The sequence below is a fragment of the Phytohabitans sp. LZ39 genome, assembly GCF_059359075.1.
On the sequence record NZ_JCADBM010000004.1, the window covers coordinates 332,472 to 354,082 of the forward strand.

General features: G+C 73.8%; 24 protein-coding genes. 7 read left to right on the plus strand and 17 right to left on the minus strand.

The annotated features are described in order from the left end of the window. Positions 1 to 120: 120 nt before the first annotated feature. Positions 121 to 1,011: a DMT family transporter gene (locus tag AC5L36_RS10515; RefSeq protein WP_441214769.1), complete on the plus strand. Its 891-nt coding sequence runs from the start codon at positions 121 to 123 to the stop codon at positions 1,009 to 1,011. 124 nt (positions 1,012 to 1,135) lie between these two features. Then, positions 1,136 to 2,614, plus strand: coding sequence for a glutamate-cysteine ligase family protein (locus AC5L36_RS10520; RefSeq protein ID WP_441214770.1), 1,479 nt, complete (start codon positions 1,136 to 1,138; stop codon positions 2,612 to 2,614). Here AC5L36_RS10520 and AC5L36_RS10525 read toward each other — a convergent pair. Beyond that, positions 2,611 to 4,113, minus strand: coding sequence for a hypothetical protein (locus tag AC5L36_RS10525; RefSeq protein ID WP_441214771.1), 1,503 nt, complete (start codon positions 4,111 to 4,113; stop codon positions 2,611 to 2,613). The two genes, AC5L36_RS10520 and AC5L36_RS10525, sit on opposite strands and share 4 nt — an antisense overlap. A gap of 36 nt (positions 4,114 to 4,149) precedes the next feature. Beyond that, entirely contained in the window at positions 4,150 to 5,433 is a 1,284-nt protein-coding gene (locus AC5L36_RS10530; protein WP_441214772.1) for a citrate synthase, read from the minus strand. A 163-nt stretch (positions 5,434 to 5,596) separates the two neighbouring features. Here AC5L36_RS10530 and AC5L36_RS10535 point away from each other — a divergent pair, with 163 nt between their 5' ends. Next, entirely contained in the window at positions 5,597 to 5,989 is a 393-nt protein-coding gene (locus AC5L36_RS10535) for a VOC family protein (RefSeq protein WP_441214773.1), read from the plus strand. Positions 5,990 to 6,088: 99 nt separating this feature from the next. Next, the gene (locus AC5L36_RS10540) at positions 6,089 to 6,769 is read left to right on the plus strand and encodes a helix-turn-helix domain-containing protein (RefSeq protein WP_441214774.1); all 681 of its coding nucleotides are present in this window, start codon (positions 6,089 to 6,091) and stop codon (positions 6,767 to 6,769) included. A gap of 85 nt (positions 6,770 to 6,854) precedes the next feature. Here the strand turns inward: AC5L36_RS10540 and AC5L36_RS10545 are convergent, their stop codons facing one another. Further along, positions 6,855 to 8,183 (minus strand): MFS transporter, encoded by a 1,329-nt coding sequence (locus AC5L36_RS10545; RefSeq protein ID WP_441214775.1) that lies wholly within the window; start codon positions 8,181 to 8,183, stop codon positions 6,855 to 6,857. Beyond that, positions 8,180 to 8,581: a (R)-mandelonitrile lyase gene (locus AC5L36_RS10550; protein WP_441214776.1), complete on the minus strand. Its 402-nt coding sequence runs from the start codon at positions 8,579 to 8,581 to the stop codon at positions 8,180 to 8,182. Before AC5L36_RS10550 ends, AC5L36_RS10545 begins: the two co-directional genes overlap by 4 nt. A gap of 289 nt (positions 8,582 to 8,870) precedes the next feature. On the opposite strand from AC5L36_RS10550, the gene AC5L36_RS10555 reads away from it, so the two are divergent. Beyond that, on the plus strand, positions 8,871 to 9,017 hold the full coding sequence (locus AC5L36_RS10555; RefSeq protein ID WP_441214777.1) for an MmyB family transcriptional regulator: 147 nt from the start codon (positions 8,871 to 8,873) through the stop codon (positions 9,015 to 9,017). Between the two features lie 738 nt (positions 9,018 to 9,755). Here AC5L36_RS10555 and AC5L36_RS10560 read toward each other — a convergent pair. Genes AC5L36_RS10560 through AC5L36_RS10580 form a run of 5 tightly spaced genes read right to left on the minus strand, consistent with a single transcriptional unit; the run spans position 9,756 to position 13,113 of the window. Beyond that, complete coding sequence (locus AC5L36_RS10560; RefSeq protein WP_441214778.1) at positions 9,756 to 9,989, minus strand: ferredoxin; 234 nt, start codon at positions 9,987 to 9,989, stop codon at positions 9,756 to 9,758. Beyond that, a complete protein-coding gene (locus AC5L36_RS10565; RefSeq protein WP_441214779.1) occupies positions 9,986 to 11,287 on the minus strand; it encodes an NADH-ubiquinone oxidoreductase-F iron-sulfur binding region domain-containing protein in 1,302 nt (433 codons plus the stop codon). Before AC5L36_RS10565 ends, AC5L36_RS10560 begins: the two co-directional genes overlap by 4 nt. Next, positions 11,284 to 11,862 carry a ferric reductase-like transmembrane domain-containing protein gene (locus AC5L36_RS10570; RefSeq protein WP_441214780.1) on the minus strand — a complete coding sequence of 193 codons (579 nt, stop codon included), beginning with the start codon at positions 11,860 to 11,862 and terminating at the stop codon, positions 11,284 to 11,286. The genes AC5L36_RS10565 and AC5L36_RS10570 overlap by 4 nt, the downstream gene beginning before the upstream one ends. Beyond that, positions 11,855 to 12,775 (minus strand): FAD:protein FMN transferase, encoded by a 921-nt coding sequence (locus AC5L36_RS10575; RefSeq protein ID WP_441214781.1) that lies wholly within the window; start codon positions 12,773 to 12,775, stop codon positions 11,855 to 11,857. Before AC5L36_RS10575 ends, AC5L36_RS10570 begins: the two co-directional genes overlap by 8 nt. Beyond that, complete coding sequence (locus AC5L36_RS10580) at positions 12,772 to 13,113, minus strand: hypothetical protein (protein ID WP_441214782.1); 342 nt, start codon at positions 13,111 to 13,113, stop codon at positions 12,772 to 12,774. Before AC5L36_RS10580 ends, AC5L36_RS10575 begins: the two co-directional genes overlap by 4 nt. 90 nt (positions 13,114 to 13,203) lie before the next feature. On the opposite strand from AC5L36_RS10580, the gene AC5L36_RS10585 reads away from it, so the two are divergent. Further along, positions 13,204 to 14,832, plus strand: a complete 1,629-nt coding sequence (locus AC5L36_RS10585; protein WP_441214783.1) for a hypothetical protein — start codon at positions 13,204 to 13,206, stop codon at positions 14,830 to 14,832. Here the strand turns inward: AC5L36_RS10585 and AC5L36_RS10590 are convergent, their stop codons facing one another. Genes AC5L36_RS10590 through AC5L36_RS10600 form a run of 3 tightly spaced genes read right to left on the minus strand, consistent with a single transcriptional unit; the run spans position 14,833 to position 16,734 of the window. After that, positions 14,833 to 15,450, minus strand: coding sequence for a histidine phosphatase family protein (locus tag AC5L36_RS10590; RefSeq protein ID WP_441214784.1), 618 nt, complete (start codon positions 15,448 to 15,450; stop codon positions 14,833 to 14,835). Positions 15,451 to 15,501: 51 nt separating this feature from the next. Then, positions 15,502 to 15,888, minus strand: coding sequence for a cupin domain-containing protein (locus AC5L36_RS10595; protein ID WP_441214785.1), 387 nt, complete (start codon positions 15,886 to 15,888; stop codon positions 15,502 to 15,504). A gap of 9 nt (positions 15,889 to 15,897) precedes the next feature. Beyond that, on the minus strand, positions 15,898 to 16,734 hold the full coding sequence (locus AC5L36_RS10600; RefSeq protein WP_441214786.1) for a phosphotransferase family protein: 837 nt from the start codon (positions 16,732 to 16,734) through the stop codon (positions 15,898 to 15,900). Between the two features lie 15 nt (positions 16,735 to 16,749). Here AC5L36_RS10600 and AC5L36_RS10605 point away from each other — a divergent pair, with 15 nt between their 5' ends. Next, positions 16,750 to 17,595 carry an MBL fold metallo-hydrolase gene (locus tag AC5L36_RS10605; RefSeq protein ID WP_441214787.1) on the plus strand — a complete coding sequence of 282 codons (846 nt, stop codon included), beginning with the start codon at positions 16,750 to 16,752 and terminating at the stop codon, positions 17,593 to 17,595. 34 nt (positions 17,596 to 17,629) lie between these two features. Here the strand turns inward: AC5L36_RS10605 and AC5L36_RS10610 are convergent, their stop codons facing one another. The 5 genes from AC5L36_RS10610 to AC5L36_RS10630 all read right to left on the minus strand — a co-directional run bounded on the left by AC5L36_RS10610 (position 17,630) and on the right by AC5L36_RS10630 (position 21,576). Next, positions 17,630 to 18,109, minus strand: a complete 480-nt coding sequence (locus AC5L36_RS10610; protein ID WP_441214954.1) for a tetratricopeptide repeat protein — start codon at positions 18,107 to 18,109, stop codon at positions 17,630 to 17,632. A gap of 161 nt (positions 18,110 to 18,270) precedes the next feature. After that, complete coding sequence (locus AC5L36_RS10615) at positions 18,271 to 18,876, minus strand: response regulator transcription factor (RefSeq protein ID WP_441214788.1); 606 nt, start codon at positions 18,874 to 18,876, stop codon at positions 18,271 to 18,273. Beyond that, positions 18,873 to 19,946, minus strand: a complete 1,074-nt coding sequence (locus tag AC5L36_RS10620; protein WP_441214789.1) for a sensor histidine kinase — start codon at positions 19,944 to 19,946, stop codon at positions 18,873 to 18,875. The genes AC5L36_RS10615 and AC5L36_RS10620 overlap by 4 nt, the downstream gene beginning before the upstream one ends. A gap of 14 nt (positions 19,947 to 19,960) precedes the next feature. Next, positions 19,961 to 20,689: an ABC transporter permease gene (locus tag AC5L36_RS10625; protein ID WP_441214790.1), complete on the minus strand. Its 729-nt coding sequence runs from the start codon at positions 20,687 to 20,689 to the stop codon at positions 19,961 to 19,963. Continuing rightward, positions 20,686 to 21,576, minus strand: coding sequence for an ABC transporter ATP-binding protein (locus AC5L36_RS10630; protein ID WP_441214791.1), 891 nt, complete (start codon positions 21,574 to 21,576; stop codon positions 20,686 to 20,688). Before AC5L36_RS10630 ends, AC5L36_RS10625 begins: the two co-directional genes overlap by 4 nt. Positions 21,577 to 21,611 lie beyond the last annotated feature (35 nt).

Here is a 21,611-nt window from a genome sequence, read left to right on the forward strand (position 1 = left end):
GCAGAGTTCCACATCCCTCTTGAGGATGAGGCGTGACGGACGTCCTACCGCGCATGACGTAGCGCACAAACCAACTGGTGGTGGACGCCGAACGACGTTTCGCGAGAGATCATCGTTGTCATGAGTGCGGTAGCGCTGGCCGTGATCTTCGCGATCGCGTCAGCAGCGGCGTACGCGGCGGGGGCAGTGGTGCAGGAGCGACTGGCCGCCGAAGCTGTGCGCATGCCCGTCCTGGCGCTGCTGCGCCGGGGCCGGTGGTGGTTCGCGGTGGGTCTCAACGCGGCCGGCGGCGCGCTGCACGTCGCGGCGCTCGCCTTCGGCCCGCTCTCCCTCGTGCAGCCGCTGGGCGTGCTGACGCTCGTGCTGGCCTTGCCGATGGGCGCGGCACTGGCCGGCCGGCGCGTCTCGGCCCGCCACTGGCGCGGCGCCGGATACACGGTCGCCGGCCTCGTGGTGCTCCTGTTGCTGGTGAGCCCCGCGACCGGTGCCGAGGCGCTGACCGGGCGCGACGCCACCACGCTGGCCATCGCCGCCACCGTGACCGTGGCCGTCCTGATGGCCGCCGCCCGCCTGTCCCGCCCCCTGGTCGTCCGCAGCCTGCTCAACGCCGCCGCGTCCGGCGTGGCCTTCGCGGTCGCGTCCGCGCTGACCCAGACCGTCGCGCTGCGCACCAGCGAAGACGGCCCGCTCGCCCTGCTGAGCCCGCTCGCGCTCGTGCTCGCCGCGATGGCGGTCGGCGGCCTGCTGCTCTCCCAGATGGCCTACCGCCACTCCGGCCTCGGCGCGCCGCTCGCCACCGTCACCTTGGCCAACCCGATCGCCTCGGCGGTGATCGGCATGGTGCTGCTCGGCGAACGCTTCGTGGGCGGCACCGCCGGCGCGGCCGCCGCTCTGGCCGCGGCCGCGGTCGCCGCGCTCGGCGTGGTCGCCCTCGCCCAGCCCGACCGGTCGACGCCCCCGACTCCCCCTACGCCCAATCCCACGCCGGACCGCGAGCCCGCCCTGGTCTAGCTTCGGCCTCTGGATCCTCCTTGGACAAAAGATTCGGGCCTTCGGGGTCGGCCGCGGAGGCCGAGGTCACCCCCTACCCGGACAGTCTCTAGCCCTGGGGGGCTCGGCGTGTCAACGTAACTGCATGGGCACGGAGGTGGAGCGGCACGAGTTCAGCCGGGAGGACCGTGCGCGATACCGGCGCAAGGTGCGGCAGTGCCTGGACGTGTTCGCGGAGATGTTGCGGGAGTCGCGGTTCGAGTTCGAGCGGCCGATGACCGGGCTGGAGATCGAGCTCAACCTCGTCGACGAGCAGGCCGAGCCGGCGATGCGCAACGCCGAGGTGCTCGCCGCGATCGCCGACCCGGACTTCCAGACCGAGCTGGGGCAGTTCAACGTCGAGATCAACGTGGCGCCGCGCCGGCTGGCCGGTGACGGCACGGCCGGCTTCGAGCGGCACGTGCGCGGCAGCCTCAACGCGGCCGAGGAGAAGGCGCGCACGGTCGGCGCGCACATGGTGATGATCGGCATCCTGCCGACGCTCGCCCGCGAGCACCTCACGCTGGAGTCGCTCTCGGCCAACCCGCGCTACGCGCTGCTCAACGAGCAGATCTTCGCGGCCCGCGGCGAGGATCTCGACATCCGCATCGACGGGATCGACCGGCTGGCGGTGACCGCGGACACCGTGGCGCCCGAGGCGGCGTGCACCAGCACCCAGTTTCACCTCCAGGTGAGCCCCAGCCAGTTCGCGGCGTACTGGAACGCGGCCCAGTGTGTCGCCGGCGTGCAGGTCGCGCTCGGCGCCAACGCGCCCTTCCTCTTCGGCAAGGAGCTGTGGCGGGAGACCCGCATCCCCCTGTTCGAGCAGGCCACCGACACCCGGTCCGAGGAGATCAAGGCACAGGGGGTGCGGCCGCGGGTGTGGTTCGGCGAGCGGTGGGTGACCTCGGTCTTCGACCTGTTCGAGGAAAACGTCCGCTACTTCCCCGCGCTGCTGCCGGTCTGCGAGGACGACGACCCGGCCCGGACCCTGGCCAGCGGCGACATCCCGCAGCTGACCGAGCTGCGGCTGCACAACGGCACGATCTATCGATGGAACCGCCCGGTGTACGACGTGGTCCGCGGCCGGCCCCACCTCCGGGTGGAAAACCGCGTGCTCCCGGCCGGCCCGACGGTGGTCGACACGGTGGCCAACGGAGCGTTCTACTTCGGACTCGTGCGGGCGCTCGCCGAGTCCGACCGTCCACTGTGGTCGCAGATGTCGTTCAGCGCGGCGGAGGAAAACTTCCACGCCTGCGCCCGCCACGGCATCACCGCCACGGTCTTCTGGCCGGGCCTCGGCTACCTGCCGGTGACCGAGCTGGTGCTGCGGCGGCTGCTGCCGCTGGCCCGCGAGGGCCTGGACGCCTGGGAGGTCGACCCGGCCGAGCGCGACCGCCTGCTGACCATCATCGAGCAGCGCTGCCTGACCGGCCGCAACGGCGCGACCTGGCAGGCCGACTCCCTCCACCTGCTGGAAGACGACCACCACCTGGCGCGGCCGGACGCGCTGCGGGCCCTGCTCCAGCGCTACATCCCGCTGATGCACGAAAACACGCCCGTGCACGAGTGGCCCCTCGACTAGGTGCCCGCCGTCAACACCGCCTCGTCCACCGGTGCGATGACCGTCGCGCCGTCCGGTGCGACCGGGGTGAGGCGGACGGCGCGGCCACGGGCCAGGTCGTCGGCGGTGCAGATGTAGCGGTCGGTCACAATGAACTCCCACCACGGGTCGCGCGCGCACACCCGCCGCCCGGTCCGGTCGCTCCGCGCGACCAGCGCGGTGAAGGCCGGCCACGCCTCCTGCGTCACGTCCATCACCGCCGGGCGGCCGCCGGTGTACCGGTCGAGCGCGGCCATCACCGCGGGCATGTCCGGCACGTGCTCGGGCATCGTGTGCAAGGCCGGCGCGCGGCTGCCCACGCCGAGCGCCCCGATCACCACCGCCGTCACCAGCCACGCCGGCGCCCGCCGCGCGGACGGGAGGGACGCGGCGGCGGCCACCGCGATCCACAGCAGCAGCAGGGGTACCGCGCGGGTGAACTGCCCGACGTACGTGAAGCGCAGGTCGTCGACGGCGCGTGCCACGTACCCGACGAACAGGATCGTGGCCAGCGCGGCGGCGCACACGCCGGCGGCGAGGAAGCGGCGCGGCGGCCCGGGCGGCAGCCGGCGGGTGAGTAGCGCGGCGGCGCCGAAGAACGCGGCGGCGACCACCGCGCCCGCCGGCGTCCACGGCGCGTAGTAGCGGAGCACGTAGCCGGCCACCTCGCCCGCGGCGGGTGTCGCGTGCCCGCCGCCGTACCCGAAGTAGCGGGCGAACTCCCCCGGCCAGTGCAGCAGCAGGTTGAGCGCGATCGGCAGCGCGAAGACGGCGAGCACCGCAGCCGCGCCGAGCACCGCGACCCGCGCCTCACGCCAGGCCGGCCGGGCGGTCAGGAGTGACGTGGCCACCGCCGCGCCGGCGATCGCCGGGGCGAAGAGCAGGAAGCTGACGTGGCCGTGCACCAGCAGGCCGGCGGCGAGCGCGAGCGCGGGCAGGTGGCCGACCCGGCCGGCGGCGACCGAGGCGGCGGCGGTGAGCAGCAGCAGGAACGGCGCCACGTAGAGGTCGGGCATCCACGCCGAGGCCAGGATCGCCGGCTGCACCGCGAAGTACAGTACCCCGGCCGCGCCGCAGAGGGCGGTCACCGCCCGCGAGCCGGTCCAGCTGTGCACGATGGCCAGGCTGAGGCCGAGGAGTACCGAGTTGAGGGCAAGCAACGCCACCCACTGCCCGTTCCACGGGGTGGGTACGGCGCCGAGCAGGTCGTACAGCAGCCACTCGCCGAAGGCCTGCACGTAGAAGAACGCCGGGCCGGGGTGGTGGAAGCCGAGCCGCGAGTAGTTGCCGACCAGCAGGTCGAAGTGCTTGGCGTCGGCCGTGATGATCGAGTTGGCGGCGAAGTCGCCGCGCTCGTACACCACGCGGCCGAAGGTCACCGGGTTGCGCAGGAGCAGCAGCCCGAAGAGCGCACCCGCCGCGACGGCGAAGACGGCGGGTCCGCTGGTGCCCCGCCGTCTTCGTACCGCAGTGTCTTGCATCCCCGCTCCTTAGATCGGAGCGGATCGTATCGCGAGTTACCGCTGGTCGATGGGAACGTAGCTCCGCTCCGCGGCGCCGGTGTAGACCTGCCGCGGGCGGCCGATCTTGTTGGCCGGGTCGGACATCATCTCGCGCCACTGGGCGATCCAGCCGGGCAGCCGGCCGAGCGCGAAGAGCACCGTGAACATCTTCGGCGGGAAGCCCATCGCCTTGTAGATGAGGCCGGTGTAGAAGTCGACGTTCGGGTAGAGCTTGCGGGAGACGAAGTAGTCGTCGGCGAGCGCGATCTCCTCCAGCTGCATCGCCAGGTCGAGCAGCTCGTCGGGCTGGTGCATGCGCTCCAGCACGTCGCGGGCGGCCTGCTTGACGATCGCGGCGCGGGGATCGTAGTTCTTGTACACCCGGTGGCCGAAGCCCATCAGCTTGACGCCGGGCTCCTTGTCCTTGACCCGGCGTACGAACGACTTGACGTCGCCGCCGTCCGCCTTGATCTTGTCGAGCATCTCCAGCACGGCCTGGTTGGCGCCGCCGTGCAGCGGGCCGGAGAGCGCGTGCACGCCCGCCGAGACCGAGGCGAAGAGGTTGGCCTGGGCCGAGCCGACCAGCCGCACCGTCGACGTGGAGCAGTTTTGCTCGTGGTCGGCGTGCAGCACGAAGAGCATGTCGAGGACCTTGGCCACGACCGGGTCGACCTCGTACGCCGTCGCGGGCACGGCGAACGTCATGCGCAGGAAGTTCTCCACGTAGCCGAGCGCGTTGTCCGGGTACATGAACGGCTGGCCGATCGACTTCTTGTACGCGTACGACGCGATGGTCGGCACCTTGGCCAGCAGCCGGATCGTGGAGATCTCCACCTGGTCGGCGTCGAACGGGTCGAGGTGGTCCTGGTAGAACGTCGAAAGCGCGCTCACCGCCGAGGAGAGCACCGGCATCGGGTGGGCGTCGCGGGGAAAGCCGTCGAAGAAGCGCCGCAGGTCTTCGTGGAGCAGCGTGTGCAGGCGGACCTTGTCGCTGAACGCGTCCAGCTGCTCCGTGGTCGGCAGCTCGCCGTAGATCAACAGGTAGGACGTCTCGAGGAAGGTGGCGCCCTTGGCCAGCTCCTCGATGGGGTACCCGCGGTAACGGAGGATGCCCGCGTCACCATCGATGTACGTAATCGCCGAGGTCGTCGAGGCGGTGTTGACGAAGCCCGGGTCGAATGTGACGTACCCGGTCTCCTTCAGAAGCTTGCCGACGTCAATGCCTGAGGCGCCCTCGACCGCCTCGTGCACCGGCATCGGCAGCTGTCCGCCGTGGTGCTCCAGCTTCACAACCGTCATGGGGTGCCTCGCTTCGCCCGCAGATTCTTCGAGATTGCTTTTACTCAACCGTAATCCCTCCGGGCTTGATAGACCTGTGCGCATCTGCCGGTGAGGAATGCGTCACTAAGGCTTGTCCGATTCCTTCAAGACCCCTACCCGCCGGGGTCCTAGCGTGAGGGCCATGGCACCCAGAGCAGACGCGATCGGCCTCGTCGTGGCCGACATGAGCCGGTCCCTGTCCTTCTACCGCCGCCTCGGTCTGGAGTTTCCCGCCGGGGCGGAGTCCGAACCTCACGTGGAGGCCCAGCTGCCCGGCGGGCTGCGGCTGCTCCTCGACACGGTGGCGACGATCCACTCGTTCGACCCGGAGTGGCGCGCGCCCTCGGGCAGCCCGCGCGTCGGTTTGGCGTTCGCCTGCGACGGCCCCGCCGAGGTCGACAAGGTGTACGCGGACATGGTGGGCGCCGGGTTCGAGGGGCACAAGGAGCCGTGGGACGCCTTCTGGGGCCAGCGGTACGCGACGCTGCACGACCCGGACGGCAACGGCGTGGACCTCTTCGCCCCGCTGTCCTAGCGCGGCGCCGCCCGTCCTGGCGCGCGGCGGCGCTGTCCTAGCGCGGCGCCGGCGCCGGCGTGGCGCGCGGTTGTCGGGGGGCGCCGGTAGCCTCGGCTTGTGTACCACGAGCGGCCCTCGCGGCTGCCCGGCGCTTTCGTGTGGCGGCGCGCCGAGCGCGCGCCCCGCGCCGGGCGGGTGCTGCCCGACGGCTGCATCGACCTGCTCTGGTGGCAGGGCGACCTGATCGTGGCCGGCCCCGACACCATGGCGTACGAGTCGGTGCTGGAGGCCGGTGAGACGATCGTCGGCCTCCGCTTCGCGCCCGGCGTGGCACCGGCCGCGCTCGGCGTGCCCGCCGACGAGCTGCGCGACACGCGGGTGCGGCTGTCGGCGCTGTGGCCGGCCCGCGCGGCCCGGGAGGCCGCCGAGCGGGTGGCCGCCGATCCGTCACACGCGTTGGAAGACCTGGCCGAAGGCCGGCTGGCGGCGGCCGACGGCCCCGACCCGGCGGTGCCCGCCGTCGTGGCGCTGCTGCGGTCCGGGGCGCCGGTCGCCACCGTCGCCGACGAGGTGGGGATGAGCGAGCGGCAGCTGCACCGCAGGTCGCTGGCCGCGTTCGGATACGGGCCGAAGACGCTCGCCCGCATCCTGCGCCTGGGGCGGGCGCTCGACCTGGCCCGCGCCGGGAGGCCGCTCGCGTCGGTGGCCGCCGAGACCGGCTACGCCGACCAGGCCCACCTCTCCCGCGACACCCGCGCGCTGGCCGGCGTGCCGCTGGGCGCGCTCATCCGGCCCTGAGCGCGCCCCCGGCTCGGGGGCCGGGCGCCCCGGCTCGGGTGCTCATCCGGCCCCGCGGCGCCCTCCGCTTGGGGGCCGGGCGCGCTCATCCGGCCTTGAGCGCCCACACGGCGACGGCCGTCGCGGCGAACAGGGCCGCGGTGACCAGGCCGGTCGCGTGCAGCCCGGTGAGGAATACCCGGGTGCCGGGCGCGCCCGCCACCGCCCCGTACACGGCGATGCCCATGGCTCCCCCGGCCTGGCGGGCGGTGTTGTTGACGCCGGAGGCCAGCCCGGAACGTGCGGCCGGCGCGGCGCCGATCGCGGCCGTGACCACGCCCGGCGTGAGCAGCCCCAGCCCGACGCCCCAGGCGAGCAGCGCCGGGAAGAGCCGCGTGTACGGTGTGCCGGCCTCCCAGGTGGCCAGCGGGGCGACGCCGAGCGCCGCGACCGCGAGCCCGGCGACGATCGCGGGCCGGGGGCCGGTACGCGCGATGAGCCGCCCGGCCAGCGGCGCCAGCACGGCCAGCGGCAGGAAGAGCGGCAGCAGCGCCGCGCCGGCGGCCAGCGCGGAGCGGTGCTGCACCACCTGGAGGAAGAGCGTGAGCAGGAACAGCAGGCCGAGCGTGCCGAAGTTCATCAGACCGGCGGCGAGGTTGGCCACGGCGAACGTCCGCCGGCGAAACAAGCCCAGCGGCAGCATTGGTTCGGCGGCACGCGCCTCAGTCCACACGAACGCCACCGCCGCGGCCACTGCGACGACCACCACGGCCGGCTGACCCGCCACGGTCGCGAACGTCGCCGCCGCCAGCGCCACTGCCGCCAACACCGTGCCCGCGTAGTCGACGCGCTTGCCCGGCCGCCCCTCCTCGGCCGTCACCGCACGCGCGGTGACGGCGGCGGCGAGCAGGACGATCGGGACGTTCAGCAGGAAGACCCACCGCCAGCCCCAGGCCTCGACGAGCGCGCCGCCGACCAGCGGCCCGGCGGGCAGCGCCAGGCTGCCGACGCCGGCCCAGACACCGATCGCGCGGGCCCGTTCGCCCCGCTCCGGGAACGCGCGGCCGATGATGGCGAGCGTGCCGGGCAGCAGCAGCGCGGCGCCGGCACCCTGCACCACCCGGGCGGCGACGAGCACGCCGACGCCCGGGGCCAGCCCGCAGGCCAGCGACGCCGCGCCGAAGAGGCCGAGGCCGAGCAGCACGATCCGTCGGTGGCCGCGCAGGTCGCCGAGCGCGCCCGCGGCGAGCAGCAGGGCGGCCAGCGCGAGGGCGTACCCGTCAACCACCCACTGGAGCCCGGCCACACCCGCGCCGGTCCCGGCCTGGACGGCCGGGAGCGCCACGTTGACCACGGTCACGTCGAGCAGCACCAGGAAGTACCCGGCGCACATCGTGACCAGGACGAGCCGGCGCGCCCGCCCGCCGCCGGTCACCGACCGCCGCCGTACTCCTCGTCGCTGATCTTGTCGCCCCACTCGGACTCGGGCTCGTCGCCGGCGGGTGCCTCCCACATGGCCAGGTGGGTCATGAAGTGGTCGGGCGCGGCGCCGTGCCAGTGCCACTCACCGGGCGGGGTGTGCACCGTGTCGCCGGCGCGGATCTCGAGGATTTCGCCGCCCCGCGCCTGCACCCGTCCGACACCCTCGGTGACGTGCAGCGTCTGCCCCACAGCGTGGCGGTGCCAGGCGTTACGGGCGCCGGGCGCGAAGCGCACCGCGTTCACCCTGATCCGCGACGCCCCCTCGCCCCGCGCGATCACATCCACCCAGACGTCGCCGGTGAAGCGCTCGGCCGGCCCCTTCACCGTCGGCTCCTTCTTCACGATCTCCATCGTCCATCTCCCTCTCGGTGCGGCAGCGCTCCTCCATGGCGCGGTACCCATCGGCGGCCCGTTCCAACGGAAGTGTCAGGCCGAACACCTTTCCAGGGTCGATCGGCTCGGGCGGGAAGCGCCCCCCGTGGCCGGAGAAGCAGGTACTGGCAGGACCGCTCAGCTCGCGCCGCGCGGACGTAGCGTGGGATCTTGCACAGCAAGGAGGACGTGCGCCAGTTTCTGGCCACCCGGCGCGCCCGGTCAACCTGGCCCGCTTCGCGTTTCTGGACCCGCGCGCCACCACCCGGTGGTCGGCGACCTGACGCTCAGCTTCGAGGCCCTGCCCCTGCCGGCGGATACCGGCCTGACGCTGACCGCCCACACCGCCGAGCCCGCCTCCCCGACACACGAGGCCCTGATGCTGCTCGCCAGCTGGACCGCCACCCCGGACTAAAGATCTTTGTCGGGCTGTTCCCGGGTCCGCGTCAGGTGCGGACCGCTGCTCCCGCCGGAGACCGCGCGGGTCGGCGGCTCGCAGCGCTCGCCGAAACCCCCGACCCGCGCTGCCACGTCCGCGAGACAAACCCGAAGACCTTAAGACCTCGCGGCTAGTCGGCGGCATGGCTGGAGCGGGTGCGCCGTTTGGTAGGCAACAGGCATTGTGGACAAACACCCCTGCGTCCGCGGGCCGCGCATCCGCCGAGGCAAAGGGATGACCGCGACCAAACGCGAGAGTGAGCCGCGGACCGCCGCTCCCGTAGCCTCGCCCTGCGCGGGTTGGTCGCGGTCACCCCCCACGGGTGCGCATTGTCCACAATGGCCCTTGCCGGGACGGTGCGCGGGCGGTCAGCGGGGCTAGATCCCGAAGTCCCGACCCGCGGGCTGGTTACGCCGCGTCAGGGCGGCGGAGGGTGGGGTCTGCGACTGCCGGTGGAGATCTTCCGGGGCTTGTCCCGCGGACCTGGCAGTGGACGGCCGGGGATCTCGGCTCGCCTGGCGAGCCGCCGGCCGGGAACGGTGCCCGCGGGAGCATACGGTCCGCAGCTGACGCGGACGCGGGAAAAATTGCCTTGGAAGCCTCTAGATCCGGAAGCCCCTCACCCAGGCCGCGACGCCGCGTTACGGCCGGTGCGGCGAAAGGCGCATGGATACGGCTTGGACGCGTTGTTGCCAGCAGCTCGACAGCTTCGTGCTAGCGCTGGCGGGCGACCTTGCCGTCCACGCGCAGGGCGAGCGTGGGGCAGGCCGCCACCGCGCGGCGGGCGTGTGCGACGAGGTTGGTGGGGAGCGGGTCGGTCTCGATGATCGGGTAGCCCCATTCGTCGAGCTTGACGCGTTCGGGCAGGAGCTCGAGGCACGACGCGTGGCCCACGCATTTGATCATGTCTACCTGGAGGCGGAGGCCCTCCGCGTTGGGGGCGGTCATTTCCAGCTCCGGTCGCGGTGTCGCTTGTCGGGCAGCGGGAGGATCGGGTCGCGGCTGACCCCGGTGCAGGTCCAGCCGTCCATGTGGGTCTCGACGTCGGCCGCGAAGGTGGCCAGGGCGCTGGTCGCGAGCCGGGTGGCGGCGTCCGGGTGCCGGCAGGCGCCGCGGCCGTTGACCTGGGCCATGCGGCGGCTCAGGCGCTGGCGGGTGGCGGGGTCGCAGCGGCCGTACGCGAGCGCGGCCAGGTCACCGGCGATGGCTGGGAGGCCGAACATGCACGGCCCGCACTGCCCCGCCGACTCCTCGGCCAGGTAGCGGACGATCCGGGCGGTCTCGGCGAGGCCGCACGACTCGGCGGGGAGCGCGATGATGCCGCCCGCGCCGAGGCTGGTGCCGAGCGGGCCGGTGCGGTCGTGGCTGAGCGGCAGGCCCCAGCCGTCGGGCATCGGCACCCAGGTGCCGAAGTAGCCGCCGACGAGCACCGCGCCGATCGGCTCGACGGCGCCGCCCGCGGCGTCGACGACCTCGCCGAGGCGCATGCCGGGCGCGATCTCGTACACGTTCGGGCGGGCGACCGCGCCGCCGATGGTGACCAGCGTGGACCCGGGGTCCGAGCGCGTGCCCACCTCCCGGAACCAGTCCGGTCCGTACGCGGCGATCAGCGCCACGTGCGCGAGCGTCTCGACGTTGTCGACGAGCGTGGGGCGCCCGCCCACCCCCTTCTCGAACGGGCGGGGCGGCGCCGCCAGCGGCCGGCCGTCGCCGTCGTTGATGAAGTGGACGAGGGCGGACTCCTCGCTGGACACGTACCGGCGCGGGGCGCGGACCAGCTTGATCTTCACCGGGTCGTCGCGCTGGGCGAGCTCGCGCTCCAGACGGTCGGCGATGCTGGTGCCGCGCTCGACGCAGAGGTACACGCGGTCGGCGCCGACCGCGTGCGCGGCGAGCACCGCGCCGTCGAGTACGAGGTGCGGCGCGCAGGCCATCAGCATCTTGTCTTTGCGGCTGGCCGGCTCGGACTCGCAGCCGTTCGCGATCACGACCGGGCGCTTGGCGCCGGCGGCGACGCTGGTCATCTTGCGGCCGGTCGGGAAGCCGGCGCCACCGCGGCCGCGCAGGCCGGCGTCGGTGATCGCGCGGATCAGCACCCGCCGCCCGTCTTCGCCGGTGAAGCGGCGCATCGGGATCTGCCCGTACGTGGCGCGGTGCTCGGCCAGCCGCCGGCCGCCGGCCAGCAGGCGGGGCAGCGTGCCGGAGCGGCCGCCTTGCCGCGCGCCGCGTTCCATCATGATCGTCATGAGAGCCTCGCCAGGGTCGTGTTCCGCGTGTCGTCGCCCGGCGTGCGCCGCCGCGCGGAGGCCGCCACCCGCCAGCCCACGCCGGCCAGGACGGCCAGCGTGCAGAGCACCGACAGGCCGAGCGGCCAGCTGGATAGCGCGTCGGTGCCGATCCCCAGTCCGTGCACCAACGCGAGCGGCCAGCACAGGTAGGCCGACCAGTGCAGCACCCGCCAGAAGCGCGGGTTGATCCGTGGCCGCAGCAGGCTCGTCACCAGCAGCACCAGGATGATGTCGAACGACAGCGTGCCGAGCGCCATCCAGAACGGGTGGTACGCGGACACGAACGGCACGAACAGGTCGAGCCACGTGATCGGCACGTACGAGTCGACGGCGACGCTGACCACGTGCACGCCGAGCAGCACCATCGCGAGCAGCGAGATGTTGCGGTGCAGGCCGGCGAGCGTGAAGCGCGGCCAGCTCGGCGTGCCCACCCGCATCGGCCCGAGGATGCCCAGCAGCACCGTGGCGGTGAACAGCAGCGTCGACACGAAGCCGGTCGCCCGCGCCACGTGCCAGAGGGACACGTCAGGCATGAGATCTCCACCCCCCGACGGTCACGACCCGTCCGTCGTGACCAACCAGCCGGGCCGGCAGGCCGGCCCCGTCGAGCCAGGCGTCCGCGCCGTCGCCGCGGACGATCGCCGCGGTGGCCGCGGCGTTCGCGTCCACACAGGACCGGGCGGCGACCGTGACGGTACGCCACACCGGCGCCGGCAGGTCGCCGGTACGCGGGTCGACGATGTGGTGCACCGCGCGCCCGCCCCGCCGCCAGGCGCGCTGGGTGACGCTGGAGGTGGCGAGCGCGCCGGAGCGGATCGTCACCACCGGGTCGCCGGGCGCCGCCGCGCGGTGGTCGTCGCCGACACCGACGAGCCAACCGCCCTCCGGCGGCGGGCCGGCGGTGGCGAGGTCGCCGCCGAGCGAGACGAGCACACCGCAGCCGAGGGCCGCGATGCGGGCGGCGGCCCGGTCCGCCGCGAACGCCTTGCCGGTGGAGCCCAGGTCGAGGCGGACGCCGCGGGGCACGACGACCTGGCGGGTCGCGGTGTCCAGCCGCACCCGCCAGTAGCCGGGAGCCGGGCGGGGCGCCGGCGCCGCGCCGTCCGGATCCACGAGCGCGAAGTCACGGTCGTACCCGAGGTCGATCATGGCCTGACCGACCGTCGGGTCGACCAGGCCATCGGTGGCGGCGGCCGCCCGCAGGGCCGCGTCGAGCGCTTCGGCGAGCAGGGGGCTGACCGGCGCGGCCCGCCCCTCGTACGCGCCGAGCCGCATGATCTCCGAGTCGTCCCGGAACCGGCTGTACGCCGCGTCGACCTCGGCCAGGCCGGCGCGGAGCAGCCGCTCCCCGTCGGCGAGCGCTTCGCCGTCGGTGACGAGCAGGACCGCCGTGGTCCCGAGCGCGGAAAAGGCGGCGCGAGGTGGCGCCGCCCGGAGCGATCTCATGATCCGCCCGACTGCGTGTCTGGCGGCGGTGCCGCCTCCTCTTCCTGGGGTGGCTCCTCGACCGGGGCCTCCTCCGGCGCCTTGAGGTCGGCGCCCTGGTTGGTGCCGGCGGCCGGCTTCTTCACGGCGGGTTTCTTCGTCGCCGGCGGCTTCTTGACCGGCGCGGCCGGCTGCTCGGCCGCCGGGGCCGGCGCGGGCTGGGCGAACACCCACCCGAAGAGCAGCGCGAGCGCGGTGGCCCCGCCCGCCGCCGCCTGGGTGACCAGGCGTTGCCGTCGCATGCCCTGGTCACGCCGGTCGACGTGCCTGGCCTGGTGGCGGTCCGACTGCTCCCTCACGCACGGCTCCCTCACACAGGTGACGAGTACCTACTGGTACGGACGGTTCCCCCGCAGGGTTCATTCGCCAGATGCGGTACGGTGCCTCCGGTGGAACGGGCAGTGACGGACGTACCGCCGAAAAGTGTCGAACCGCGCCGGGGGCCGCGCCGGCCCTGGCTGCTGGCGGTGGCGGCGGCGCCGCTGCTCTTCACCGCGTATCTGTTGATCTCCCGCCAGCTGGGCGTCAACTCGGACGGCGCGAGCAACGCGCTCCAGGCGCGCGAGATGCTCGAAGGCAACCTGCTGCTCAGCGGGTGGACCGTCACCGACGTGTCGTTCTACACCAACGAGCTGCTGCTGTTCATGCTCGTCGAGCTCGTGTACGGGTTTCACGGCGACACCACCCACGCCACCGCCGCGCTCGTGTTCACGCTGGTGGTGCTGCTCGTGGCGGCGGCCGCGAAGGGGCGGACCACCGGCCGGGAGGCGGCCGCGCGGGTCGCGGTGGCCGTCGCGATCGTGGCGGTGCCGCCGCTCGGACACGCCGCGATCACCCTGCTCACCTCGCCCGACCACACCGGCACCGCGATCCCGCTGCTGGCCACCTGGCTGGTGCTGGAGCGGGCGCGGCCCGGCCGCTGGCTCCCCCTCGCCGTCGCCGTGCTGCTCGCCTGGGCGCAGGTGGCCGACCCGCTGGTCATGTACATCGGCGTCCTGCCCTTGATCGTGGTGAGCGGCTGGCGTGCCGCGCGGGAGCGGTCGTGGCGCGGCCTGGACGCCCGCCTCGTGCTCGCCGCGGTGGGTTCGGTGGTGCTCGCCCAGCTCGCGCTCACGCTGATGCGCGCGGCCGGCGGCTTCGGCGCGCACGCGGCCGAGGCGAAGCTGGCCGAGTTCTCCAGCCTCGGCCGCCACCTCTGGCTCGGCGTGCGCGTGGTGGCGGTCGACTACGGCGCGTACCCGCCGGACCGGCACGGCCCCGCCGACACGCTCATGAGCGCGGTGCACCTGGTCGGGCTGCTCGCCGCGGCCGCCGCGCTGGTCGTGGTCGTCGCGCGGGCGCTGCGCGGCGCGTCCGACGACCGTCTCGCCGAGCTCGTCGCGGTCGGCATCCTGGTCAACCTCGGCGCGTTCGTGGTCTCCGCCCTCCCGGTCGACCTGCTCTCCGCCCGCCAGGTCGTGGCGGTGCTCCCGCTCGGCGCCGTGCTCGCCGGCCGCGTGTGGGGCCCCCGTCTCGCGTCGCTGCCGCGCGCCGTGCCGGTCGCGGCCGTGGTCGGTGTGCTGCTCGCCGCCGAGCTCGTCGGGCACGCCGCCGCGCGCGGTAGGCCGGGGCACGCCGAGGACGTCGCGAGGTGGCTCGACGCGCGCGGCCTGCGGTACGGGCTCGGCGAGTACTGGAACGCCAACAACATCACCCTGCTCACCAGCGGCCGCGTGGCGGTGCGGCCGGTCGTGGCCGCCGACCGGGTCGCCGCGTACCGGTGGGAGTCCAAGGTGGACTGGTACGACGCGGCAGCGCACGACGCCACGTTCCTGGTGCTGGACACCCGCGGGACCGGCGCGCGGGCCGAGGCGGTCGCGGTGGCCCAGTTCGGGCAGCCGGCCGAGCGCCACGAGTTCGACGGCGCGGTGGTGCTCGTCTACGGCAAGGACCTGCTCGTGGGGCTGCCCGCCTACTGCGTGCCGGAGACGGTGCCGGACATCCGGGACTGCCCCCAGCACGGGGTCGCCCTCTTCTGACTACTCCAGGTGTGCGACATCGTTGTAGCGCATCAGGACCCACGGCCCGCCCGGCTCGGTGTACTCCCACTCGGTGATCGAGGTGTACGACGGGTTGATGTAGGCCCCGGTGCCCGGCCGCGGCACGTCGAAGCGGGTCAGGAACGCCCACGAGATGAACCCGCCGTGACTCACCACGACCACCCGGCGCCCCGGGAAGCGCCGCGGCAGCGCGTCGGTGGTGCGGCGCACCCGGGTGACGAAGTCGTTCCAGCACTCGCCGCCGGGCGCGACCACCCGGTTGGGCTCGGCCTGCACGTCGAAGGACCCGTAGCGGGCCGCGAACTCCGCGATCGGCAGCCCGTCGCCCTGCCCGGGGTGCAGCTCGCAGAGGTCGCAGTCGACCAGCGCGTCGGCCGGGGACACCGCCGGCGCCAGGATCCGCGCGGTCTCCTGCGCCCGCGGGGTGGCGCTGGTCAGCAGCACGTCAGCCGTGAACTCCTCGTCCTGGAACCGCCGCCGCAGCGCCCGCGCCTGCTCCCGCCCGCGCTGCGTGAGCCCCGGGCACCCGCGCGGGCCCGCGACGAGCCCGCGCCGCCCGTGCTCGGATTCACCGTGACGGATGAGTACCAACCGCATGGCGCCCAAGCCTAGGACCCCAACACGGCACCCTCGCAGTGATCCCCCTCGCTAGAGCGCGTGGCCCGCGGTGCTGTCCACGTGACCAGGGATCTCACCCTCGTGGTGGTCGCCCGTGGTGAGGGTGCCCGTCGGTTCGAACATCAGGATCGAGCCGCCCGGCGACGACGGCTTGTGCGGCGTGCCGCGCGGCACCACGAACGTGTCGCCCTGGCGGAGCACGATCGTGGTCTCGGTGCCGTCGTCGGCGCGGACGGCCACGTCGAACTGGCCGTCGAGCACCAGGAAGAACTCGTCGGTGTCCTCGTGGGTGTGCCAGACGTGCTCCCCGCGGGCGTGGGCGACGCGCACGTCGTAGTCGTTCATGCGGGCGACGATCCGCGGGCTGTACACCTCGTCGAAGGAGGCCAGCGCCGCGCTCAGGTTGACCGGTTTCATCCCTCGAAGCTAGGCGAAGAGCCACTCCAGTGCGACCAGGGACTTTGTCACGTAGCGTTCGCGGCTCGTCTCCAGGCCGTAGGCCATGTCCTCGAAGAGGCTGCACCGCGCGTAGAAGACCGCGCGCTCGCGCAGGCCGGCCGGCGCGCCGCCGTAGGCGGCCAGCGCCGCGTCGAGCGCCGCGGGGCCGAGGTCGCGGTGGATGAGCCCGAAGTCGTACGCCGGGTCGACGATCGCCGCGTCGGACCAGTCGATGACGCCGGTGACCGTGCCGGTGAGCGGCTCGACGAGCACGTGCTCGATGCCCAGGTCGTTGTGGGAGAAGGCGAGCGTGTGCGGGTCTTCCGGCGGCGGCGTCTCCAGGAACGACTCGACGCGCCGCCGGTACGCGGCCGGAATGTTCGCGGAGACCGCCGAGTAGGTCTCCCGCGCCTCCCGCCGCCACTCGTCGACCGGCAGGTCGTCGGTCTCGACGAGCTTGGCCATCCGGTCGACCGGCGCCGCGTGCAGCGCGGCCAGGAAACCACCCAGCGCCGCCGCGACCGGGACGCCGTCGACACCGGCGGCGTACAGGAGGGGCACGCCGCGCAGCTTCGGGTACGCCAGGCAGCCCGCGTCGGTGAAGCGCGGCACCGGCACGGGCAGCGGCGAGAAGTTGCCGACGGCGGTGAGCAGGCGGGCCTCGCGGTCGGCGTTGGCGCCGGTGCCGAAGCGGACGATGAGGTCGCCGTTGACCTCGTACGCCACGTTGTCCAAGCCGGCACCGAGCCGTGTCAGCGACTCCACCTCGTAGCCGGGCAGGTGCGCCGCCACCAGGGCGCGGACCCGCGCCGCGGCGTCCCCCATGGCACGATCCTATGGGTGTGGAGTGAAGTTGGTGAGCGGGTCTTCGTGAGCCCGGGTGACGGCGTCAACCCCAACGTCGGCCTGATCGTCGGCGCGGCCGCCTGCGTGGTGGTCGACACGCGCATGACGCACCCGCTGGGGCGGGCGATCGCCGACGCCGTCCGCCAGGTGACCGCGCTGCCGTGGACGGTCGTCAACACGCACGGCCACTACGACCACTGCTTCGGCAACCACGCGTTCCTGCCGGCGGAGATCTGGGGCCACGAGCGCTGCGCGGAGATGCTGCGCCGCGACGGCCCGGTCAAGCGGGCGTACTTCGCGGCCGGCGCCGAGCCGCCGCTCGCCGCCGAGCTGGCCGCCGTGGAGATCGTCCCGCCGGACCGCACGTTCGCCACCGAGGCGCGCCTGGACCTGGGCGGCCGCACCGTCCACCTGCGACACCTGGGCCGGGGCCATACCGACAACGACGTGGTGGTGGAGATCCCGGACGCGGCGGTGCTCTTCGCCGGCGACCTCGTCGAGGAGGGCTACCCGCCGGTGTTCGGCGACGCGTTCCCGCTCGACTGGCCGCTCACGATGGAGGCCGTAGCCGCGCTGGCCGCGGGCGCGGTGGTGCCGGGGCACGGCAAGGTTGTCGACGCGATGTTCGTGCGCGAGCAGGGCGCCACGCTGGCCCGCACGGCCGAGGTGGCGCGGGCGGCGTTCGCGGCGGGCCGCACGGTCGACGACGCGTGGCGCGACACCCCGCTGCCGGAGGACTTCGCCCGGCAGGCCCTCGACCGCGCCTACCGCCAGCTGCGCGGCGACCCGGCCTACGACCCGCCCGGCGTGCTGGCGGCGCGGCTCGGCGTCACTGCCTAGCGCGTCACTGCTAAGCAGGTCACTGCTTAGCGCGTCACTCCTTGGCGACGAGCAGCCGGGCGTAGTTGGCCATCGAACGCTGGTAGCGGGGCAGGTGCGGGGCGAGCGCGCCGAGCAGCAGCGACACCGCCTCCCGCTCGCGGCCGAGGTCGGTGAGGGCGAGCGCGAGCACGGCCCGCACCGCGTCGTCGAGCCCGTCCGAGTCGCGGGTCAGCTCCGCCTCCAGCAGCGCGACGCTCTCTTGTGGACTGCCGAGGTTACGCAGCGAGCTGGCCAGCTGGATCGTGGCGCGCCGCCGCCGCTCGCCGCCGACCCCGGCGGCGAGGGCCCGCCGGTAGAGCGGCACGGCCTGGTCGGGATGCCCGGTCGAGTCGAACGCGGAGGCCCGCTCGAACGCCGCCTCGGCACTCCCCTCGGGCAGCTCCGCCGCGAGCGCGTCGATGAGCTGGCGGAAGGCCTCCGGCTCGTACTCGTCGATCCTGCGCCACGCCTCGGCGATCCGCTCTTCCCACATCACGCAGACAACCCTAGAGATCTCCCGGCGCCGAGGTCACGCTGCCCGTGCTGTGATTTTCTTCAGGCAAATCCAGTCTCGGGGTCGCCGTCCGTTGTGGTGTTGTTGCGAGCCATATTCGCCCACGTCCGCGTCAGCCGCGGACCGTTTGCGCGGGGCCCCTAGAGCCAGCCGGACTCGTCGGCGAGGCGGACCGCCTCGGCGCGGGTGCGGGCGCCGGTCTTGCCGATCGCGGACGAGAGGTGGTTGCGCACGGTGCCCTCGGAGAGCGCGAGCGTGGCGGCCAGGTCGGCGATGGTCCCGCCGTCGCGGGCGGCGCGCAGCACCTCGGTCTCGCGCACGGTCAGCGGGCTGTCGCCGGCGGCGAGCGACTCGGCGGCCAGTCCCGGGTCGACGACGCGCAGGCCGGCGGCGACCCGGCGGACGGCGTCGGCGAGCTGGCGGGCGGGCGTGTCCTTGACCACGAAGCCGCTCGCGCCGGCGGACATCGCCCGGCGCAGGTAGCCGGGGCGGCCGAACGTGGTGACGACGAGCACCTTGCACGCGGGCAGCGCGGCGCGGAGGGCGGCGGTGGCGGCGAGCCCGTCGAGGCCGGGCATCTCGACGTCGAGCAGCGCCACGTCGGGTCGGGTGCGGCGGGCCGCCTCGACCACCTCGTCGCCGCGGCCGACCTCGGCCACCACCTCCAGGTCGGTCTCCAGGGACAGCAGCGCGGCCAGCGCGCCCCGCACGAGGGCCTGGTCGTCGGCGAGGAGGAGGCGGATCACGGCACCCGTACCCGCAATGTGAAACCCCTCTCCGGCGCGCGGCCGACGGTGAGCGAACCGCCCGCGGCCTCGGCCCGCTCCCGCAGCCCGGCCAGGCCGCGACCGCCCGCCGTGCCGTCCGGGCCGTGCCCGTCGTCGCCGACTTCCACCTCGTGTGGCGTGACGCGGATCCAGCAGCGCTTGGCGCCGCTGTGCCGCACCACGTTGGTGACACCTTCGCGCACCACCCAGCCGAACAGCTCGCGACGCTCCGGTGGCACCTGCTCCACGTCGTCCGGCAGCTCGACGTCGATGCCCGCGGAGGTGAGCGCGGCCTGCGCGCCGGCCAGCTCGGCGGCGAGGGAGGCCTGGGCGTACCCGGCGACGGCCGCCCGCACGTCGCGCAGGGACTGGCGGGCCAGCCGCTCCACGTCGCCGATCTCCTCCTCGGCCCGCTCGGGTGCCATCCGCACCAGCCGCCCGGCCAGCTCGGCCTTGACCGCGACCACGGTCAGCGAGTGGCCGAGCAGGTCGTGCAGGTCGCGGGCGAGGCGGTTGCGCTCGTCGGCGACGGCGAGGCGGGCGATCTCCTCGCGGGCGGCGGCCAGCTCGGCGTTGCGCTGGAGCAGCTGGGTCACGCCGAGCACGATCAGGCAGGCCAGGAAGACCGTGAAGCTGAGGTCCGGGCGCGGCCGCCACCCCGGCACGGCGACCGGCACGGCGACGGGCGCGAGCACGAACAGCCCCGCCAGCACCAGCGCCGGCCGGCGGGGCAGGCCGAAGAGCGCGACGACCGAGACGAAGGTCAGCAGGCCCAGCGCGCTCTCGCCGATCGCCGGCGTGAGCGCGCAGAGCAGCACCAGCATGCCGGCCACGCCGGCCCAGCCCCACCAGCCCGGCACCGCTCGGCGCTGCTGGCGGGCCCGGCGGAACGCCCCGAAGAACGCCACGAAGATCGCGGCGAACAGCCCGACCGCCACCACGCCGAGCGCGCGGGCGGCCGGGCTGTCCTCGCTCCACGCCTGGACGAGCGGCTCGACGAGGTAGACGAGCCAGACCCCGTACCAAAGGTGGAAGACGCGTCCCCGCACGCTGGGAACGCTACTCATGCCCTGGCCGTGTCGGCGCCGAACCGCCGCAGCGCCACGAACCCGAGTCCCACCGCCCAGGCCAGCAGCACCAGCAGCCCGCGCATGTCGAGCGAGCCGTGGAAGAGCGGGTTGCGGGCGAGCTGGCCGACCCAGTACGCGGGCGTGAACTCGGCGATGTCGCGCATCAGCCGTGGCATGACCTCGATCGGCACCCACAGCCCGCCGAACGCGGCCAGCAGCATGTACAGCAGCGCGGAGATTTGCTGCACGCTGTCGGGGGTGGCGACGTAGCCGATCACCACACCGAGCGCGGCGAACGGGAGCGCGCCGAGCCACGAGCCGACGAAGACGAGCAGCCAGGTGGTGGCCGACAGGTGCACGCCGAGCGCGAGCGCGCCGAGCAGGTACACGACGACCAGCGGCGGGATGGCCATCAGCAGCGACGTGGCCACCTTGATCGCGACGTACCGGCTGGGCCGCAGCGGGGTGAGGCGGAGCTGGCGGTTCCAGCCGATGCCCCGCTCGACGGCGATCGAACCGCCGCGCCCCATCACGCTGGTCATCGAGCCGAAGACGCCGAGGCTCACCATGAGGTACGCCGAGGTGTCCACGCCGTCGAGGTCCTGGCCCTTGTTGAGCCCGCCGAAGATCAGCAGCAGCACGGCCGGCATGAGCATGCTGAAGATCAGCACGCGCTTGTTGCGGGGCAGGCGCTTGAGCTCCATGAGCAGGTATGTCTTCATGCCGGCGCTCCTTCCAGGGTCAGGGCGACAAAAGCGTCCTCCAGCCCGCGGGCGGTGACCTCGATGTCGTACGCGGGTGTGGTGGCGACCAGCGCGCGCAGCGCGGCGTCGGAGTCGTGGCAGGTGAGCAGCACGGCGTCGCCGCGGCTCTCCACCTGGTCGACGCCGGGGAGGGCGGCGAGCGCGTTGAGGTCCGCGCCGGGCAGCGTGGCCCGGATGGTGCGGCCGGACACCTGCGCCTTGATCTGCGCGGCGGTGCCGTCGGCGACCACCCTGCCGGACCGCATGAAGACGATCCGGTCGGCGAACGCGTCCGCCTCCTCCAGGTAGTGGGTGGCGAAGAGCACCGTGCGGCCGTGGCCGCTCTCCTCCCGCATCGCCGCCCAGAACGAGCGCCGGGCCTCCACGTCCAGGCCGGTGGTCGGCTCGTCCAGCACGATCAGCTCCGGGTCGGCGACGAGCGCCATCGCGAACCGCACCCGCTGCTGCTGCCCGCCGGAGAGCTTGGCCACCCGGCGCCCGGCGAGGTCGGTGAGCCCGGCCCGGGCCAGCACGTCGGGCACCGAGCGGTGGCCGGCGTACAGGGCGGCGGAGAGCTCGACGATCTCGCGCACGGTGAGGTCGGGCAGCAGCCCGCCGGACTGGAGCAGCGCGCCGACCTTGCCGGCTGCGATCGCGTCGGCGGGCGGCATCCCGAAGAGGTGGGCGCTGCCGGTGTCCGGGCGGGCCAGGCCGAGGAGCATGTCGATGGTGGTGGACTTGCCGGCGCCGTTCGGCCCGAGGAGGGCGACGACCTCGCCGGGCCGGATGGTCAGGTCGAGCCCGTCGACGGCGGTGACGCCGCCGTACCGCTTGGTGAGCCCGCGAAGGGCGACTGTCGGTGTCATGCCCTCACCGTCCGCCCGAGCGGCGCCGACCAGGT

What these genes read in the sequence shown, in the direction of transcription:
- AC5L36_RS10515 (WP_441214769.1), top strand. Translation starts at nt 121, where the DNA reads ATGAGTGCGGTAGCGCTGGCCGTGATCTTCGCGATCGCGTCAGCAGCG.
- AC5L36_RS10520 (WP_441214770.1), top strand. Translation starts at nt 1,136, where the DNA reads ATGGGCACGGAGGTGGAGCGGCACGAGTTCAGCCGGGAGGACCGTGCG.
- AC5L36_RS10525 (WP_441214771.1), bottom strand. Translation starts at nt 4,113, where the DNA reads ATGCAAGACACTGCGGTACGAAGACGGCGGGGCACCAGCGGACCCGCC.
- AC5L36_RS10530 (WP_441214772.1), bottom strand. Translation starts at nt 5,433, where the DNA reads ATGACGGTTGTGAAGCTGGAGCACCACGGCGGACAGCTGCCGATGCCG.
- AC5L36_RS10535 (WP_441214773.1), top strand. Translation starts at nt 5,597, where the DNA reads ATGGCACCCAGAGCAGACGCGATCGGCCTCGTCGTGGCCGACATGAGC.
- AC5L36_RS10550 (WP_441214776.1), bottom strand. Translation starts at nt 8,581, where the DNA reads ATGGAGATCGTGAAGAAGGAGCCGACGGTGAAGGGGCCGGCCGAGCGC.
- AC5L36_RS10560 (WP_441214778.1), bottom strand. Translation starts at nt 9,989, where the DNA reads ATGACCGCCCCCAACGCGGAGGGCCTCCGCCTCCAGGTAGACATGATC.
- AC5L36_RS10565 (WP_441214779.1), bottom strand. Translation starts at nt 11,287, where the DNA reads ATGACGATCATGATGGAACGCGGCGCGCGGCAAGGCGGCCGCTCCGGC.
- AC5L36_RS10570 (WP_441214780.1), bottom strand. Translation starts at nt 11,862, where the DNA reads ATGCCTGACGTGTCCCTCTGGCACGTGGCGCGGGCGACCGGCTTCGTG.
- AC5L36_RS10575 (WP_441214781.1), bottom strand. Translation starts at nt 12,775, where the DNA reads ATGAGATCGCTCCGGGCGGCGCCACCTCGCGCCGCCTTTTCCGCGCTC.
- AC5L36_RS10590 (WP_441214784.1), bottom strand. Translation starts at nt 15,450, where the DNA reads ATGCGGTTGGTACTCATCCGTCACGGTGAATCCGAGCACGGGCGGCGC.
- AC5L36_RS10595 (WP_441214785.1), bottom strand. Translation starts at nt 15,888, where the DNA reads ATGAAACCGGTCAACCTGAGCGCGGCGCTGGCCTCCTTCGACGAGGTG.
- AC5L36_RS10600 (WP_441214786.1), bottom strand. Translation starts at nt 16,734, where the DNA reads ATGGGGGACGCCGCGGCGCGGGTCCGCGCCCTGGTGGCGGCGCACCTG.
- AC5L36_RS10610 (WP_441214954.1), bottom strand. Translation starts at nt 18,109, where the DNA reads ATGTGGGAAGAGCGGATCGCCGAGGCGTGGCGCAGGATCGACGAGTAC.
- AC5L36_RS10625 (WP_441214790.1), bottom strand. Translation starts at nt 20,689, where the DNA reads ATGAAGACATACCTGCTCATGGAGCTCAAGCGCCTGCCCCGCAACAAG.
- AC5L36_RS10630 (WP_441214791.1), bottom strand. Translation starts at nt 21,576, where the DNA reads ATGACACCGACAGTCGCCCTTCGCGGGCTCACCAAGCGGTACGGCGGC.